16 protein-coding genes are annotated in these 16,041 nt (G+C 64.8%); 11 read left to right on the top strand and 5 right to left on the bottom strand.

Annotated elements, in window-relative coordinates:
- The first annotated feature begins 32 nt into the window (after positions 1 to 32).
- The 3 genes from ABT375_RS12365 to ABT375_RS12375 are packed head-to-tail and all read left to right on the top strand — an operon-like array spanning position 33 to position 3,605.
- Positions 33 to 1,547, top strand: coding sequence for an MFS transporter (locus ABT375_RS12365; RefSeq protein WP_416462668.1), 1,515 nt, complete (start codon positions 33 to 35; stop codon positions 1,545 to 1,547).
- Positions 1,544 to 2,509: a glycoside hydrolase family 43 gene (locus ABT375_RS12370; protein ID WP_416462670.1), complete on the top strand. Its 966-nt coding sequence runs from the start codon at positions 1,544 to 1,546 to the stop codon at positions 2,507 to 2,509. Before ABT375_RS12365 ends, ABT375_RS12370 begins: the two co-directional genes overlap by 4 nt.
- Positions 2,510 to 2,555: 46 nt before the next feature.
- On the top strand, positions 2,556 to 3,605 hold the full coding sequence (locus ABT375_RS12375) for a LacI family DNA-binding transcriptional regulator (protein ID WP_416462672.1): 1,050 nt from the start codon (positions 2,556 to 2,558) through the stop codon (positions 3,603 to 3,605).
- A gap of 15 nt (positions 3,606 to 3,620) precedes the next feature.
- On the opposite strand, the gene rhaT is transcribed toward ABT375_RS12375, so the two are convergent.
- From rhaT to rhmD, 5 genes are all read right to left on the bottom strand, one after another.
- Positions 3,621 to 4,685: an L-rhamnose/proton symporter RhaT gene (rhaT, locus tag ABT375_RS12380; RefSeq protein WP_416462674.1), complete on the bottom strand. Its 1,065-nt coding sequence runs from the start codon at positions 4,683 to 4,685 to the stop codon at positions 3,621 to 3,623.
- A complete protein-coding gene (locus tag ABT375_RS12385) occupies positions 4,682 to 5,584 on the bottom strand; it encodes an amidohydrolase family protein (RefSeq protein WP_416464896.1) in 903 nt (300 codons plus the stop codon). The genes rhaT and ABT375_RS12385 overlap by 4 nt, the downstream gene beginning before the upstream one ends.
- A 199-nt stretch (positions 5,585 to 5,783) precedes the next feature.
- Positions 5,784 to 6,533 (bottom strand): SDR family NAD(P)-dependent oxidoreductase, encoded by a 750-nt coding sequence (locus ABT375_RS12390; RefSeq protein ID WP_416462675.1) that lies wholly within the window; start codon positions 6,531 to 6,533, stop codon positions 5,784 to 5,786.
- Positions 6,530 to 7,387 carry a fumarylacetoacetate hydrolase family protein gene (locus tag ABT375_RS12395; RefSeq protein ID WP_129925526.1) on the bottom strand — a complete coding sequence of 286 codons (858 nt, stop codon included), beginning with the start codon at positions 7,385 to 7,387 and terminating at the stop codon, positions 6,530 to 6,532. The genes ABT375_RS12390 and ABT375_RS12395 overlap by 4 nt, the downstream gene beginning before the upstream one ends.
- Positions 7,388 to 7,412: 25 nt before the next feature.
- Positions 7,413 to 8,597 carry an L-rhamnonate dehydratase gene (gene rhmD / locus ABT375_RS12400; RefSeq protein WP_416464897.1) on the bottom strand — a complete coding sequence of 395 codons (1,185 nt, stop codon included), beginning with the start codon at positions 8,595 to 8,597 and terminating at the stop codon, positions 7,413 to 7,415.
- A 187-nt stretch (positions 8,598 to 8,784) separates the two neighbouring features.
- On the opposite strand from rhmD, the gene ABT375_RS12405 reads away from it, so the two are divergent.
- From ABT375_RS12405 to kduD, 8 genes are all read left to right on the top strand, one after another.
- Entirely contained in the window at positions 8,785 to 9,627 is an 843-nt protein-coding gene (locus tag ABT375_RS12405; protein WP_224546535.1) for an IclR family transcriptional regulator, read from the top strand.
- Between the two features lie 22 nt (positions 9,628 to 9,649).
- Positions 9,650 to 10,414 carry an SDR family NAD(P)-dependent oxidoreductase gene (locus tag ABT375_RS12410; protein ID WP_224546537.1) on the top strand — a complete coding sequence of 255 codons (765 nt, stop codon included), beginning with the start codon at positions 9,650 to 9,652 and terminating at the stop codon, positions 10,412 to 10,414.
- Between the two features lie 36 nt (positions 10,415 to 10,450).
- The gene (locus tag ABT375_RS12415; protein WP_416462678.1) at positions 10,451 to 11,431 is read left to right on the top strand and encodes an alpha/beta hydrolase; all 981 of its coding nucleotides are present in this window, start codon (positions 10,451 to 10,453) and stop codon (positions 11,429 to 11,431) included.
- Positions 11,428 to 12,183, top strand: coding sequence for a (Fe-S)-binding protein (locus ABT375_RS12420; RefSeq protein WP_416462680.1), 756 nt, complete (start codon positions 11,428 to 11,430; stop codon positions 12,181 to 12,183). The genes ABT375_RS12415 and ABT375_RS12420 overlap by 4 nt, the downstream gene beginning before the upstream one ends.
- Positions 12,180 to 13,574 carry a lactate utilization protein B gene (locus ABT375_RS12425; protein ID WP_416462682.1) on the top strand — a complete coding sequence of 465 codons (1,395 nt, stop codon included), beginning with the start codon at positions 12,180 to 12,182 and terminating at the stop codon, positions 13,572 to 13,574. The genes ABT375_RS12420 and ABT375_RS12425 overlap by 4 nt, the downstream gene beginning before the upstream one ends.
- The gene (locus ABT375_RS12430; protein ID WP_416462684.1) at positions 13,571 to 14,182 is read left to right on the top strand and encodes an LUD domain-containing protein; all 612 of its coding nucleotides are present in this window, start codon (positions 13,571 to 13,573) and stop codon (positions 14,180 to 14,182) included. Before ABT375_RS12425 ends, ABT375_RS12430 begins: the two co-directional genes overlap by 4 nt.
- Before the next feature lie 99 nt (positions 14,183 to 14,281).
- Positions 14,282 to 15,121: a 5-dehydro-4-deoxy-D-glucuronate isomerase gene (gene kduI, locus ABT375_RS12435; RefSeq protein WP_416462686.1), complete on the top strand. Its 840-nt coding sequence runs from the start codon at positions 14,282 to 14,284 to the stop codon at positions 15,119 to 15,121.
- 106 nt (positions 15,122 to 15,227) lie between these two features.
- Positions 15,228 to 15,983 (top strand): 2-dehydro-3-deoxy-D-gluconate 5-dehydrogenase KduD, encoded by a 756-nt coding sequence (kduD, locus tag ABT375_RS12440; RefSeq protein WP_416462688.1) that lies wholly within the window; start codon positions 15,228 to 15,230, stop codon positions 15,981 to 15,983.
- Positions 15,984 to 16,041: the final 58 nt, after the last annotated feature.

Raw genomic sequence — 16,041 nt, forward strand, 5'->3', positions numbered from 1 at the left:
CAACAATGATAAGATGGGCTGAGGAGCCGAACATGCCTGAAGCAGCGCCGATCCGACCCGTCCGCTTGCCCAATTATCTCGCCTATGGCTCCAACGATGTGCTGGGTGCGGGGTCGATGGCGGTCATTTCGGGCTGGGTGCTGATCTTCTACACCCAGTTTTGCGGCCTGAGCGCAGGTCAGGCGGCGACGATCTTCGCCGTGGCCCGCATCCTCGACGCCTTCGCCTCGCCGATGATCGGCTATATTTCCGATCATTTCGGATCGACCTGGCTTGGTCGCACATTCGGCCGCCGCCGCTTCTTCATCCTCGCCGCCATCCCGCTGCTGCCGAGCTTCGCGCTGATGTGGCTGCCCGGGCAAGGATTCTGGTACTATCTCGTCAGCTATGTGCTGTTCGAACTGGTCTATGCGATGGAGATCATCCCGTTCGAGACGCTCGCCGCCGAAATGTCGAGCGACTATCGCACCAAGGCCAAATTCGCGGGATCGCGCATCCTCTTCGGCCAGGCGTCGGCGATCCTGGCGGGCTTCCTGCCGCTCTGGCTGATCAACGCGCTGGGCCGGGACAGCGCCGACACCTTCTTCTATATGGGCCTGATCTTCGCCGCCCTGTTCATGGTGACTGCGGGGCTGCTCTATTTGTTCAGCTGGGAACGGCATATGCCGGGTGGACCGGCGGTAGCCGCCGAAAGGCTGGCGGCCGGCGGCGCGGGGCAGGCGTTGAGCGCGCTCTATCGCAACCTCTTCTCGACCATGCGCATTCGCGCCTTTCGCCTGCATCTGGGCATGTATCTGGGCGGCTATATCAGCCAGGATATTTTCAACGCGACCTTCACCTTTTTCGTCATCTTCGCGCTGTCGGGATCGATGGGACAAGCATCGGGGCTGCTGGGGACGATGTATATCGTTCAGTTCGTGGCGGTGATCATCGCTATCAACCTGGCGCTGCGCGCGTCCCCCAGCCGCGCCTATCAGGTCGCCGCCGCCGATTTTGCGGTCGGGGTGTTCGCCCTGATCGGCCTGTGGCTGCTCGGCGTGCCGGCCACCTCCCCCTGGATATGGGCGCCGATCATTTTGGCGGGGCTGGGGCGCGGCGCGCTCAACTATATTCCCTGGGCCACCTATAATTATATGGCTGACGTCGACGAGATCGTGACCGGTCAGCGGCGCGAGGGCAGCTTCGCCGGGGTCATGACCTTCGTGCGCAAGGCGACCCAGGCCGCCGCGGTCGCGGGCGTGGGCTTCATCATGCAGGCGGGTGGCTTCATATCGGGCGCGCCGGTGCAAAGCCATGGCGCGATTCTCACCATGGCGCTGCTGCTGGGGATAGGAACGGTCGGCTGCCTGATGTTCGGCCTGTGGGTGTCGAGACGCTTCCGCCTGAGCCCCGCGACCCACGACATATTGATGCGCGAGATCGAGCATCTGCGCAGCGGCGCGCGCACGCCCAGTTCGCCCGGCGCGGCGCTGGTGGTCGAGGATCTGTCGGGGTGGCGCTACGACCAGCTATGGGGCAATAATCCGGTCGCGGGATTGGCGCGATGATCGGCGCGCTGCTGCTCATCGGCGCCGCGGCCAGCGGTCCCGTCGCGCCCAAGCCGCTGTTCCGCGATCCGGTGCATGACGGCGTGGCCGATGCTTCGACCGTGCGCGATACGCGGAGCGGCGAATGGGTCATGTTCTACACCAATCGCCGCGCCGACCTTCCGCCAGAAGACCCGAAGGACGCGCGCTGGGTGCATGGCACCGCAATCGGCGTCGCGCGGTCGAAGGATGGCGCGCGCTGGACCTATGGCGGAACTGCCGACATTCCCAAAAGCTGCACCGGCGACACGCTGTGGGCGCCCGAGGTGCAATGGCTGGCGGGACAATGGCATATGTGGCTGACGGTGGTGCCGGGCGTCTATCGCGACTGGAACGCGCCACGCTTCATCGTCCATCTGACCAGCCCGGACCTGACGCGCTGGACTTGCGGCGAGCGGCTCGACCTCGGCTCCGACCGGGTGATCGATGCCAGTATAATGGCGTTGCCGGCCGGCGGTTATCGCCTCTTCTTCAATGACGAGCGAATGAACAAGGCGATCCGTGCCGCCGACAGCGACGATCTGGTCCACTGGACGGTCGGCGAGCGGTTGACGGAAACGCCGGGGGAAGGCCCCAAGGCATTTCGCTGGAAGGGACGATACTGGCTGATATCCGACGCATGGCAAGGCTTGCTGGTGATGCGATCCGACGATGCGGCGCACTGGACGACGCAGCCGGATCATATATTGAGTCAGCCCGGTATTCATCCGACCGATCGGGCCAAGGGCCAGCATCCCGACATCATCGTGGCGGGCGAGCGCGCCTATATCATCTATTTCGTCCATCAGGAGGGCGAGGATGAAGCGAAGGCCAATCCCGACTGGAAGCGGCGCAGCGTATTGCAGATCGCCGAGTTGAAGGAAAAGGACGGGGTCGTCAGCGTAGACCGCAACGCGCCGGCGCGGGTCCGGCTGACGCCCTGAATCCCGGCGATTTTCCTTGGCCGTAAAAGCGGCTAGGGAAGAGGGGATGCAGAAAAGCGATCCCAAGAAGAAGCCGCCCACGATCAAGGAAGTCGCCGCCCGTGCGGGCGTGTCGGTCATGACCGCGTCGCGCGCGGTCAACGGCAAAGCGCTGGTCAGCGCCAAAGCGCGGCGCGCGGTCGAACTGGCGGTCAAGGAACTGGGCTATATCCCCAATGCGTCGGCCCGCGCGTTGGCCGGCAGCGCCGACCGGCGGGTCGCGCTGTTGCACAGCAACTCGACCACGTCCGCTTATCTGGGGGAATTGTTGCTGGGTGCGCTGGGCGAAGCACCGCAGCGACACCTGCATCTGGTGGTCGAACAGTGCGCGCCCGGCGCCTTCGCGGAAGAAATCGTCGAGCAGGTTGCCCATGCCAATGTCGCCGGCGTGATCCTGCCACCACCCTTGTGCGATTGGCCGGAGCTGATCGCCGGACTGACGGCGCGCGATATCGCCATCGTCGCAATCGCGCCGGACCAGGACGAGCCGGACATGCTGGCGGTGGGCACCGACGACCGCCATGCCGCCTATGACCTGACCCGGCATCTCATCGAACTGGGGCATCGGCGCATCGGTTTCATAGAGGGCAATGTGCGCCACCGGTCGAGCGCGCGGCGGTTGCAGGGATTTCGCGATGCGCTGCTCCATCATGGGCTGGAGCATGACGACCAGCTTGTCGTGCCGGGCGACTATAGCTATCGGTCGGGGCTGGACGCGGCCGAGCGACTGATAAGCCTGGAGGCGCGGCCCAGCGCGATCTTTGCCTGCAACGACGACATGGCCGCTGCGGCAATCACCGTCGCGCACCAGCGCCGGATCAATGTGCCGGCCGAGATCAGCATCTGCGGTTTCGACGATACGCCGCTGGCGAGCGCGATCTGGCCGGCGCTGACCACCATCCGCCAGCCGATCCGTGACATGAGCCGCGAGGCGATCGGGCTGCTGGCGATGCGCTTCCGCAGCCAGGATGAAGGGGCGGACGAAGTCATCGGCAAGGTGAAGCTGGACTATCAGCTGATCCGCCGCCAGTCGGACGCGGTGCCGGCCCGGCATTGACGCCGGGCCGGACCATCAGACGGCGAGGCGATTGCCGTAGCCGATGATGAGGGTAGCGAAGATCAGCAGGCCGACCCCGCTCCACACCATGCGGCGGACGGCAGGGGCGGCGTCCTTCCACTCCCTGAACGCGAACCCCCAGAAGGTGCCGAAGATGATGATCGACGCCATGTGCAGCGTCCAGCTGGAAAAGCCGAAACGGCCCATCTGGCTTTCGCCCATCGTGTAGAAGAAGAACTGGAAATACCAGGCGGTGCCGGCCAGTGCGCAAAGCAGGAAATTGGGCAGCAGTGCCGGCCGCTGTCCACTGGCGTCGGGCGCGCCCACCCATTGGCCCGCCGACCTGTTCTTGGCGATCAGCCAGCCGCACCAAAGCGCGTTGGTGATGAGGCCGCCGAACATGACGATACACAGGGTCGGGAGACCGACCCAGAGCGGCCCGGTGCCCGCGGCGCGGCTGAGTTCGTTCACCGGCTGCCCCGCCGCCAGACCGAAGGCGAAGCAGGAGGACATGATGCCGGAGAAGATGGCAACGGCGATGCCCTTCCTGAAATCGAACTCGGCGACGGCGGCGGCCTTCTGTTCGGGCGACAGCGCCTCATCCTTGCGCGCGCCGGCCATGGCGACGACGATGATGCCGAGCAGGGTGACGGCCAGACCCAGCAGCACGATCTTGCCATGCAGGGTGCCGACGATCTCCGTCATGAAGCTGCCGTCGACGATCGGCGGGATCAGCGTGCCAAAGACGGTGCACAGGCCCAGCACCACCGCCATGCCGAGCGACAGGCCCAGATAGCGCATGGTCAGGCCATAGGTCAGGCCGCCAAAGCCCCAGAGGAAACCGAAAAAGACGCACCAGCCGACGACCGAGGACGGCACCTGTCGCATCACGCCCATCAGGTCGCTGGTCTGGATGGAGGCGAAGAACCAGGGTGCGATCACCCAGGAGAAGATACCGCCGGTGAGCCAGAAGATTTCCCAGTTCCAGCGCTTCACGCCGCGATAGGGAACGTAGAAGCTGGCCGAGGCCAGGCCGCCCAACCAATGGAACAGCACGCCGAGCAATGGATTTCCGATCATAGGTCAAGTCCCAGGCGATAGAGGCGGTTGGCGTTGCCGGCGAAGAGTGCGCGGCGGTCGGTATCGGGCAGGTCCGCGACGATGGCGTGATAGGCGTCCATGTAGCGATCGATCGGGCCGAACAGCTTGTCGGTCGGGGTGTCGCTGGCAAAGGCGCAGCGATCGGGGCCGAAGAGATCGATGGTCTCGCGGACCAGCGGTTCGATCGTCTCGCGGGTCCAGTCGCGTCGGATGAAACCCATGCCCGACAGCTTGACCGCGACATGGGGCAGCTTGGCGAGCGCCTTCATGCCCTTGCGCCAGTCCTCCAGACCATCGACATCGGTCAGGACCGGCATGCCCATATGGTTGATGATGACCGGAATGTCGGGATGGCGCGCGATCAGCGCAGCGAGGCCCGGCATTTGTCCCGGATAGCATTGCAGGTCGAAGGAGAGGCCGTGCTTGGCCAGCAACGCATAGCCCGCCTGCCATTGCGGATCGACGGTCAGGTCGACCGGACCATAGGTGCGCCGGGGATCATGGTGCCAGTTGACGATATGGCGGATGCCCTTGACCCGCGGGTGCGCCGCCTGGGCGGCGAGCAGGGCATCGACATCGGGATCGTCGAGGGCGGCGAAGGCGACGAAGCCGGTGGGGAGGCCTTCGACTACGGCGAGGCCGTCGAGCCACTGGGTTTCGCGCAAGGCGCTGTCCGCCGCGGCACCGGCATCGACATGGACCGCGCCGACGACATTCCAGCGAGCAAGGTCGGCGCGATATTGCGCGACGCCATAGTCATGAGCGATTGCTTCGACGCTGCCGTTCGGTCCGTCGTCGGAGAAAGGAGCGCTCAGCCAGTCGTAGCGGATATGTTTGAGATCCCACAGGTGGATATGGGCATCGACAAAGGGGATCATCGACCTCTCCGGTAAAGGGCGCTGGATGCGCCGCATGGGGCTATTGGCCAGAGAGACATCCGCCACGCCCATGGCGCAGGCCGAACCGAGCAGGACGGTCAGCATCGCGCGGCGGTCATGGATCGGCGTCAACGGCATCTCTCCCCGATCGAAGCGGCGCGCTGGCTCTGGGACCAGTCGCGCCGCGCAACTTCTCATATCAGAAGGTGGTGCGCCCCCCCGACGTGTCGAAGGTCGACGCGGTGGTGAAGCTGCATTCCTCGCTGGCCATGAAGCAGACCATGGCCGCCGATTCCTCGACCAGACCAAGGCGGCCCATCGGGATTTTCGAGCGCATATAGTCGACCTGGCTTTGCGGCAGTTGGGCGAGAATCGGGCTTTCGAAGGTCGCGGGGGTCAGCGCGTTGGCGATGACACCCTTGCCGGCCATTTCTTTCCCAAGGCTCTTGGTGAAGCCGATCACGCCTGCCTTGCTCGCAGAATAGGCGCTGGCGTTGGGATTGCCTTCCTTGCCCGCGACGGAGGCGAGATTGACGATCCGGCCATAGCCGTTTTCGAGCAGGAAGGGCGCGACTTCCCGGTTGCAGTAGAAAAGGCCATTGAGGTTGATGTCGATCACCCGCTGGAAGCTGTCGACCGGATAGTCCCAGACCGTCGCGGTCGCGCCGGTGATGCCGGCCGAGCAGATGAGGATATCGACCTTGCCCAGCGCGGCGGCGGTTTCCTTCGCGGCGGCGGCGACGGCGGCATAGTCGCTGACGTCGAGCGCCACGACATGCGCTGCACCGATCTCGGCGCTGGTGGCCGCGAGCACATCGGGATTGAGATCCCATAGCGCCACCTGACCACCTTCGGCGACGATGCGCGCGGCGACCTGCTTGCCCAGGCCCGACGCACCGCCGGTGATGATCGCGTTGCGGCCTGCGAAACGGCCGGCATAGACGCTCATCCGAGCACCACGTCGCCGAGGTGACGCCATTCCGATACCTGCTGCTTCTGGGTGCCGAGCCTGGCGATGCCCAGTTCCATGACGTCGCCGGCCTTCAGATAAATGGCGTCGGGCTTCTTGCCCTCGCCCACGCCCGGCGGGGTGCCGGTGATCATCAGGTCGCCCGGATAGAGCGTGACATATTCACTGACATAGGCAATCAACTGCGCGACGTTGAAGATCATCGTCTTCGTGTTGCCGGTCTGCATCCGCTCGCCATTGACGTCGAGATACATGTCCAGATCCTGCGGGTCGCCGACCTCATCGGGTGTCACCAGCCAGGGACCGACGGGGCAGAAAGTGTCATGCCCCTTGCCCTTGCTCCACTGGGTGCCACGCTGCTTCTGGTTGAAACGTTCCGATACGTCGTTGACGAGGGTGTAGCCCGCGACCTTCGACAGGGCGTCCTCTTCGCTGACGAAGCGGCAGGTTTCGCCGATCACCACGCCCAGTTCGACTTCCCAGTCGCCATGGGTGCTGTTCCTGGGCAACATCACTTCGTCGTTCGGGCCGTTCAGCGACGACAGCGCCTTCATGAACATGACCGGCTCGGTCGGGATCGGCAGGTTCGATTCGATCGCATGATCCTCATAATTGAGACCGATGGCGACGATCTTGCCGATGCCCTTGACCGGCACGCCGTAGCGGGGTTCGCCCTCGACGACCGGCAGCGATGCGATGTCGGCGGCCTTGGCGGCGGCCAGCGTTGCGACGGTCAATTCGGGGACGACGCCCGACAGATCGCGGATGTTGCCATCGGTATCGATGACGCCGGGCTTTTCCTGGCCAGGCTGGCCGAAACGAACGAATTTCATGGGATCAGTCTCTCTTTTACGGCAATCAATGGGTATAGGGGCGGTGCATCGCGATGTCGGGGTTGAGGTCGACGCCGAAGCCGGGCTTGTCGAGCGCGCTCACCTTCAGGCGGCCATTTTCCGGCACGGGTTCGCCCAGCAATTGCGGATGGAACATCGGCACCACTTCGGTCGGCCCCGGATGCATCATCAGGAACTCGGCAAAGGGCGAGTTGTGGCGGGTGATGACGAAATGATAGCTGTAGACCGACGATCCATGCGGCACGACCATCTTGCCATGGGCGTCGGCGAGCGCGCTGATCTTCAGCAATTCGGTGACGCCGCCGCACCAGCCGACGTCGGGCTGGACGATGTCGCAGCAGTCCATTTCCAGCAACATGCGGAAGCCCCAGCGGGTTGCCTCATGCTCGCCGGTGGTGACCAGCATCCCCTTGGGCACGTTGCGCTTGAGCTGTTGATAGCCCCAATAATCGTCCGGGCTGATCGCTTCCTCGATCCACTTGAGGCCAAGCTCATGCGCGGCGATGGCGAGGCGGGTCGCATAATCGACGTCGAGCGCCATCCAGCAATCCCACATCAGCCAGAAATCCTCGCCCACCTTCGCGCGCATGTCGGCCAGTTCGGCGATATTCTTCTTCAGGCCCTCGACACCCTCGGCCGGGCCGTGGTGCAGCGCCATCTTGCCGCCGATGAAGCCGAATTCCTTCGCCTTGTCGGGCCGCGCGCCGGTGGCGTAGAATTGCAGTTCGTCGCGCACCGCGCCGCCCAGCAGATGATAGACCGGCTCCTGCCGCAGCTTGCCGAGCAAATCCCAGAGCGCGAGGTCGACACCGGAAATCGCGTTCACGACCAGACCCTTGCGCCCATAATATTGGGTCGAGAAATACATCTGATCCCAGATCTTCTCATAATCGGTCGGCGAGCGGCCTTCCAGGAAGCGGGCGAGATGCTTTTCCACGATATAGGCGGCCGGTTCGCCGCCGGTCGTTACCGCGAAACCGACGGTGCCGTCCTCCGCCTCGATCTCCACGACCAGCGTACCCAGCACGTTGATCCCGAAGCTCTGCCGCGACTGGCGATATTCGGGATATTTCGACATCGGCGTCGCGATATGGTCGTCGATCCAGTGGCCTTCGCCCTGGTCATGATAATCCGCCCCGCCCCCGCGCACGGTGAAGGCACGGACATGCTTGATCTTCGGCAACGTCACGATCGGCACGCATACACTCCCTGAATCACGCCGATGCCCAATATGTGGGAATATTCGGCAGAAAATTTCAACATATGATAAAACACCGATAAAGTTGGATCTGGGGAGGAGGCTTGATCGCAAGAATCAATGCCCAGCCTCTCCATCACCCTTGTTTTTCTCATTTTGTGGGATAGAGTGTTATTAGATGAGACAGAAAACGTCAAACCCGGAATCGGACGCACCGGAAAATTTGGGGCGAGAGGAAAAGGCGAAGGCGGGCGGGTCGCAGACCTTGCAGCGCGGGCTGGACCTGCTCGACCAGGTGATCGATGGCCCGATCAAGCTGGCCGACCTGTCGGAGCGGATGGGGCTGACGCGCTCGACCACGCATCGGCTGGCCAACGCCATGGTAGAGCGCGGCTTCCTGACCTTCCTGCCGCGCGAGGGCTATCAACTGGGGCCGAAGCTGCTGCAACTCGGCTTTCTGGCGCAATCGCAGGCCGATGTGGTGCAGATCGCCCGGCCGCATCTGGAGGCGCTGGCCGCGGCGAGCGAGGATGTCGTGCATCTGGGCCGGCTCGATGGCGACCAGGCGCTCTATCTCGACAAGATTCCCGGCCGCCGCCGCGTGGAGATCAGTAGCCGCATCGGCGACCGCCATCCGCTGACCTCCACGGGCCTGGGCAAGGCGCTGCTGATCGACGACGCGGAGGCGAATTGGCGCAGGCTGTTCGACGCAGACCAGGCCACCGGCACCCACCAGCAGGACTATGACGGCTGGCTGGAGCGGATGCGCGCCTATGCCGCCGCGGGCCGCGCATTCGACCTGGAAGAGAATGAAGACCAGATACGCTGCGTCGCCGCGCCGATCCGCGATGCGTCGGGCGCGATCATCGCCGCCATCAGCCTGTCGAGCGCCGCCCAATATATGGACGACGATCGCATGGCGGCGCTGAGCGAGGATGTCCGCGCCGCCGCGCACAAGGTCAGCGCCGATCTGGGCTGGACCCCCGGCGTCAAATCCCCCCGCCGCCCGGCGCGGCGCTAACCATCGAAGGAAAATCCGCCCCATGAAGCTGCTTGAAGGCAAGACCGTCCTCGTCACCGGCGCATCGACCGGCATCGGCCGCGCCGCCGCCATCGGCGCGGCCCGGCACGGCGCCGATGTCGTCATCAACTATGCGAACAGCGATGGTCCAGCCGCAAGCTGCGTGACCGAGATCGAGGCGCTCGGCCAGCGCGCCATCGCAGTGAAGGGCGACGTCGCCGATCCGCAGACCGCGCAGGATTTCGTGGCAAAGGCGGTCGAAGCATTCGGCAAGGTCGACGTGATGGTGAGCAATGCAGGCATCTGCCCCTTCCACGCGTTTCTGGACATGCCGGTCGATGTGGTGGAGCGGACCTTCAGGGTGAATTTGCATGGCGCCTATTTCATGGTGCAGGCGGCGGCACAGCAGATGGTGAAACAGGGTCATGGCGGGTCTATCGTCGCGGTATCCTCCATCTCGGCGCTGGTCGGCGGCGAGTTCCAGACCCATTACACCCCGACCAAGGCCGGCGTACATTCGCTGATGCAGTCCACGGCGATTGCGCTGGGCAAGCATGGCATCCGCTGCAACAGCGTGCTGCCCGGCACCATTTTGACCGAGATCAACAAGGATGATCTGGCCGATGTCGAGAAGCGTCAGTATATGGAGGCGCGCACGCCGCTCGGTCGCCTTGGGGCGCCGGAGGATCTGGCCGGGCCGATCGTTTTCCTGGCGTCGGACATGGCCGCCTATGTCACCGGCGCTGCGCTGCTGGTGGACGGCGGCATGTATGTGAATCTGCAATAGGCGCGTCGTGCCGCTGCTGGAAGGGGCCGACTGGCCATGAACCCGATCGACCGCCGCACCCTGATCGCCGGCGCCATGGCGAGCGCCGGACTGGCCAGTCCGGCATTGGGCCAGACGGTGAAGACCGGTCCCTTCCCGCTGCCCGCGGGGTTCGAACGTTTCCCGATCTGGCCGGACCGGGCGCCCGGCGGCGATACCGTCCAAGTGCAGGAGGTTGAGACGCTGCGCCGGCCCGACAGCGGCCCGGACGATGGCGTCTTCGCCCATGTCGTGACGCCCACTCTGACGCTGCTGCGGCCGGAGAATCCCAATGGCGCGGCGATATTGCTGATCCCCGGCGGAGGATATAGCCGGGTCGCCATCGGTCATGAGGGATATAATGTGGCCCGGCGCTTCGCGGAGGCGGGCTATGCCTGCTTCTCGCTGCTCTACCGCCTGCCCGGCGACGGATGGGCGGCGGGAGCGGAGGCCCCGTTGCAGGATGCCCAGCGCGCGCTGCGGCTGGTGCGGGCGCTGGGTGTCCGCGAGCGCTTCGAGGCGAACCGGGTCGGGGTGATGGGCTTTTCGGCGGGTGGGCATCTCGCCGCCTGGCTCACCAGCCGCGCGCCGGTGGAGAGCTACAAGCCGGTCGATTCCGCCGACCGGGAGCCGATCAAGGCGGCGGTCGCGGCCTATCTCTACCCCGTCATTCAGATGGAGGGGCCGTTCGTCCATCAGGGATCGCGTACCCAGTTGCTGGGCGCTGATCCCTCCCCAGCGCGGATGCGTGCCTATTCGCTCGACCAGGATGTGAGCGCAGACACGCCGCCGGTGTTCCTGGCCCATGCGATCGACGATCCTGCCGTGCCGGTCGAGAACAGCCTGGCGATGCTGGCGGCGCTGCGCGCACGCAAGATAGCGGCCGAATGCCATTTGTTCGAAAATGGCGGCCATGGCTTCGGGCTGGCCGCCTCGCCCGCCGCGCCCGCGCCCTGGCCGGACCTGTTCCTCGATTTCGCGAAACGCCACATAATATGACCAAAAACGTCGCCCTTTTCGTCACCTGCCTTGTCGACATGATGCGGCCGCGCATCGGGTTCGCCGCGATCCGCGCGCTGGAGGCGGCAGGGTGCGCCGTGGTCGTGCCCGAGGGGCAGACCTGCTGCGGCCAGCCCGCGCTCAACAGCGGCGACCGGGACCATGCCGCTGCGCTGGCGAAGCAGACGATCGCAGCGCTGGAACCTTATGAAGCTGTCGTCATCCCGTCCGGCTCCTGCGCAGGGACGATCCGCTGCCACTATCCCGAGATTTTCGCGCATGACTCCGTCTGGCTGCCGCGGGCGCAGGCGGTGGCGGCGAAGACATGGGAGGTCATGGCCTATCTCGACCAGACTTGCGGCTGGACGCCCCAGGGCGTCAGCGTCGACGCAAGGGCGACCTATCATGATAGCTGTTCGGGACTGCGCGAACTGGGTATCAAGGCGCAGCCGCGCCGGCTGCTCAGGACCATCGACGGCCTGACCTTCGCGCCCTTGGCCGGCGAGGAGACATGTTGTGGCTTCGGCGGCACCTTCTGCGTCAAATATCCCGCCATTTCCAACGCGATCGTCGGCGAGAAAGCGGACGCGATCGACGCGACCGGGGCCGACCTGCTGCTGGCAGGCGATCTGGGCTGCCTGATGAACATCGCGGGGAAGCTGCATCGCAAGGGCAGCAAGGTGCGCGCCTATCATGCGATCGAACTGATCGCCGGCATGGGCGACGGGCCGGCGATCGGAGAAGAGGCGTGAGCGGTTTCAAGGAGCGCGCCGACGCGGCGCTGGCTGATCCGATCCTCAAGATCGCGGTCGAACGCACGGCGGGCACGGCCGAGACGAAGCGTATGATCGCCATCGACGCCTTTCCCGATTTCGAGGCCGCACGAACCCGCGCCGCAGCAATCAAGGACCATGTGATCGCCCATTTGGGCGCGTATCTGGAGCAGTTCGAGGCGAATGCGATCGCTGCGGGAGCAAAGGTGCATTGGGCCGAAACCGCCGACGAAGCCTGCAAGATCGTCATCGATATCTGCAAGGCGGCAGGCGCAGGGAGCGTCGCGCGATCCAAATCGATGCTGGGCGAGGAAATCGGCCTGCCCCATGCGCTGGCCGAGGCCGGGATCGACCGCGTCGAAACCGACTTGGCCGAGCATATCATACAGCTGGCCGACGAGCGCCCGTCGCACATCATCTGGCCCGCCATGCACAAGACTCGCGAACAGGTGTCGGCGCTGTTCAAGGCCAGGCATCGCAGTCCGCATGAGGAAGAGACGATCGCCGCCATGGCCGAAAGCGCCCGGCGGGAACTGCGCACGCAAATGCTGGGCGCGGACGTCGGCATATCGGGCGCGAATTTCCTGATCGCGGATAGCGGCGCGGTCTGCACCGTCACCAATGAAGGCAATGCCGAACTGTCTTTGGTGCCGCCGCGCGTCCATATCGTGACGGCGGGGATCGAGAAGATCGTGCCGTCCACGCCGCACGCCATCCATATGCTGCGCATGCTGGCGCGTTCGGCGACCGGCGCGGCGCTGACCCAATATACGACCTTCTATACCGGACCGAAGCGCGCGGGCGACCGCGACGGGCCGGACGCGATGCATATCGTGCTGGTCGATAATGGCCGCACGAAAATGCGCGAGGAAGGGCTGGCGGAGATGCTGCGTTGCATTCGTTGCGGCGCGTGCATGAATCATTGCGTCGTCTTCCGCCAGATTGGCGGCCATGCCTATGGCGGCACCTATCCAGGGCCGATGGGCGCGGTGCTGACTCCGGCGCTGGACGGGCTGGCGCCCAATCGCGACCTGGCCCATGCCTGCACCCTCAACGGCAAGTGCCAGGAGGTGTGCCCGGTGCGCATCCCGCTGCCCACCCTGCTGAAAGGCTGGCGCGAGAAAAGCTGGCGCGAAGGGCTGGAGCCGGCATCGATCCGCGCAGGGCTGGGCCTGTGGGCCTGGGTCGCCATGCGGCCGCGGCTCTATCGGCTGGGCACCGGCATCGCCGTCCGGGCGCTGCGGCTGCTGGGGACGAAGGGCTGGATCGCGAAACTTCCGCTGGCCGGCGGCTGGACCCGTGATCGCGATATGCCCAAGCCCGCCGCCCGGACCTTCATGGCGCAATATCAGAAGGAACGCCGCCCATGAACGCCCGCGGCACGATCCTCGGCCGGTTGAAAGGGCCGGCGCCAGACCGGGCGGAAGCCATGGCGCTGCTGCTGGTCGCGCCCGAGCGTCCGGCAGTGGACGAAACGGCGCTGGAAGCGGAATTTCTCTCCCGGCTCGCCTTGCCCAGTGTCAATGCCAGCCATGACGTCATCAGGGCAATGGCGGACCTGCCCGCCGCCATTGCCCGCTATCTTGCGGAACAGGGTGAAGCGCTCACACTCTGCCTGCCACCCGATCCGCGCCTGAAAGCTATCGACTGGAAGGGGTTCGCCCTCCACGCAAGCGCCGCGGCCGACGAAGCCGCCGTCCTCGCCATCGCGCGCAAGGGGATCGCCGAGACCGGATCACTGATTTTCGAGACCAGCCCGACTGCGCCGATGCTGCCCAATTTCCTGGCGCTGCACCATATCGTGCTGCTGGCCGTCCGCGACATCGCGCCCTATCTTGAAGATGCGCCGCTGGCCGGCCCGCAACCCCGCGCCCATTATTGGGTCACCGGCGTATCGGGCACCACCGATATCGAAGGCACCTATGTCCGCGGCGCGCACGGCCCGCGCTTCCTGCATGTCATTCTCTTGCAGAATTGACCGCATGTCGGACCTCAATTCCACATTCAGGGAATAAACGCTTACTTTTGGATCGTCGACCGCTATAAGGGGGCAAAATGCCTGCGATGGAGTCCCCCGATGTTCGACAAGACCTATTATGCGACGCACCCGGACATGATGGAGTGCGTATCGAACGAGGAATTGCGCGACCGCTATCTGATCGGCGGCCTGTTCCGCGACGGGGAATGCGTCCTGAACTACACCCATGCCGAACGGTTCGTGATCGGCGGCGTTTCGGTGGCCGATGCGCCGGTGAAGCTACCGGTGCAAAGCGAGCCGGCGTCGGCGGCGGGCCATCCCTTTCTGGAGCGGCGCGAACTGGCGATCGTCAATGTGAGCGGTGCAGAAGGCATGGTGACCGTCGATGGTGAAGTCTTCACCCTCGGCAACAAGGATTGCCTCTATGTCACCATGGGCGCGAAGGACGTTGAGTTCGCCGGTACGGGCGCGCGCTATTATCTCGCCTCCTGCCCGGCGCACAAAGCGTTCACGACCCGCAAGCTGGGCATCGCCGACGCCAATGCGCTGGAGCGCGGCAGCCTGGAGGAATCGAACGAGCGGACCATCTACCAGCTCGTCATCCCCGGCATCTGCGACAGCGCGCAGCTGGTCATGGGGCTGACCGTGCTGAAGCCTGGCAGCGTGTGGAACACCATGCCGCCGCACATCCATGAGCGGCGCAGCGAAATCTATTTTTATTTCGAGCTGGACGGCCCGGCCGACCGCGTCTTTCACTATATGGGTGAGGGCGAAGCGATGCGCCACATCGTCATGGCCAATGAGGAAGCGGTGATCTCCCCGCCCTGGTCGGTGCATATGGGCAGCGGCACCAGGGCCTATGCCTTCATCTGGGCGATGGCGGGCGAGAATCAGGATTATACCGACATGCATGTGCTGGATATCTGCCAGCTGGCCTGAATCTCCTCTCCCTTCGGGGAGGGATCGGGGGAGGGCATGTCCATGAAGCCCCTTTCCGACACGCCCCCCCTAGCCCCTCCCTGAAGGGAGGGGGAACAGGATCTCTATGACCACCCCCTTCGACCTCACCGGCAAAGTCGCCATCGTTACCGGCGCCAATACCGGCATCGGCCAGGCGATCGCGCTGTCGCTGGCCGCCGCAGGCGCCAACATCGCCGCGGTGGGTCGCACGCCCGCGGAAGCGACCGTCGCGCAGGTCCGTGCGCTCGGCCGCAGGGCGGAGATCGTCTCCGCCGACCTTTCCAATATCGAGCCGGTGCAACGCGTGGTGGACGAGACGATTGCAGCGCTGGGCGGGCTCGACATCCTCGTCAACAATGCCGGGATCATCCGCCGCGCCGACAGCGTCGACTTCACCGAGTCGGACTGGGACGCAGTGATCGACACGAATCTCAAGGTGCTGTTCTTCCTATGTCAGGCAGCGGGGCGACATATGATCGCCCAAGGATCGGGCAAGATCGTCAACATCGCCTCTTTGCTGTCCTTCCAGGGCGGTATCCGGGTGCCGAGCTATACCGCGGCCAAGAGTGGCGTGGCGGGCCTGACCAAGCTGCTGGCGAATGAATGGGCGTCCAAGGGCATCAATGTGAACGCAATCGCGCCCGGATACATCGCCACCAACAACACCGCCGCCCTGCAGGCCGATGAACAGCGCAATCGACAGATTCAGGAGCGCATCCCGGCAGGGCATTGGGGCGAGGCCAGCGACATCGGCGGAGCCGCCGTGTTCCTCTCATCCAGCGCAGCGGGCTATATCCATGGACATGTGCTGGCCGTCGATGGCGGCTGGCTGGCGCGCTGAAGGGGCGCGCCTGCCTGGGCAGGCAGCGAGATTGGAACTCGGCTCCTGCCTGCGCAGG

The organism is Sphingomonas sp. VDB2 (assembly GCF_047946695.1).
Classification (GTDB): domain Bacteria; phylum Pseudomonadota; class Alphaproteobacteria; order Sphingomonadales; family Sphingomonadaceae; genus Sphingobium; species Sphingobium bisphenolicum.

Coding starts and splice junctions, on each gene's coding strand:
- ABT375_RS12415 (WP_416462678.1), top strand. CDS start 10,451: ATGAACCCGATCGACCGCCGCACCCTGATCGCCGGCGCCATGGCGAGC.
- kduD (WP_416462688.1), top strand. CDS start 15,228: ATGACCACCCCCTTCGACCTCACCGGCAAAGTCGCCATCGTTACCGGC.
- ABT375_RS12430 (WP_416462684.1), top strand. CDS start 13,571: ATGAACGCCCGCGGCACGATCCTCGGCCGGTTGAAAGGGCCGGCGCCA.
- ABT375_RS12405 (WP_224546535.1), top strand. CDS start 8,785: ATGAGACAGAAAACGTCAAACCCGGAATCGGACGCACCGGAAAATTTG.
- ABT375_RS12385 (WP_416464896.1), bottom strand. CDS start 5,584: ATGATCCCCTTTGTCGATGCCCATATCCACCTGTGGGATCTCAAACAT.
- ABT375_RS12395 (WP_129925526.1), bottom strand. CDS start 7,387: ATGAAATTCGTTCGTTTCGGCCAGCCTGGCCAGGAAAAGCCCGGCGTC.
- ABT375_RS12390 (WP_416462675.1), bottom strand. CDS start 6,533: ATGAGCGTCTATGCCGGCCGTTTCGCAGGCCGCAACGCGATCATCACC.
- ABT375_RS12420 (WP_416462680.1), top strand. CDS start 11,428: ATGACCAAAAACGTCGCCCTTTTCGTCACCTGCCTTGTCGACATGATG.
- ABT375_RS12365 (WP_416462668.1), top strand. CDS start 33: ATGCCTGAAGCAGCGCCGATCCGACCCGTCCGCTTGCCCAATTATCTC.
- ABT375_RS12375 (WP_416462672.1), top strand. CDS start 2,556: ATGCAGAAAAGCGATCCCAAGAAGAAGCCGCCCACGATCAAGGAAGTC.
- rhaT (WP_416462674.1), bottom strand. CDS start 4,685: ATGATCGGAAATCCATTGCTCGGCGTGCTGTTCCATTGGTTGGGCGGC.
- ABT375_RS12410 (WP_224546537.1), top strand. CDS start 9,650: ATGAAGCTGCTTGAAGGCAAGACCGTCCTCGTCACCGGCGCATCGACC.
- ABT375_RS12370 (WP_416462670.1), top strand. CDS start 1,544: ATGATCGGCGCGCTGCTGCTCATCGGCGCCGCGGCCAGCGGTCCCGTC.
- kduI (WP_416462686.1), top strand. CDS start 14,282: ATGTTCGACAAGACCTATTATGCGACGCACCCGGACATGATGGAGTGC.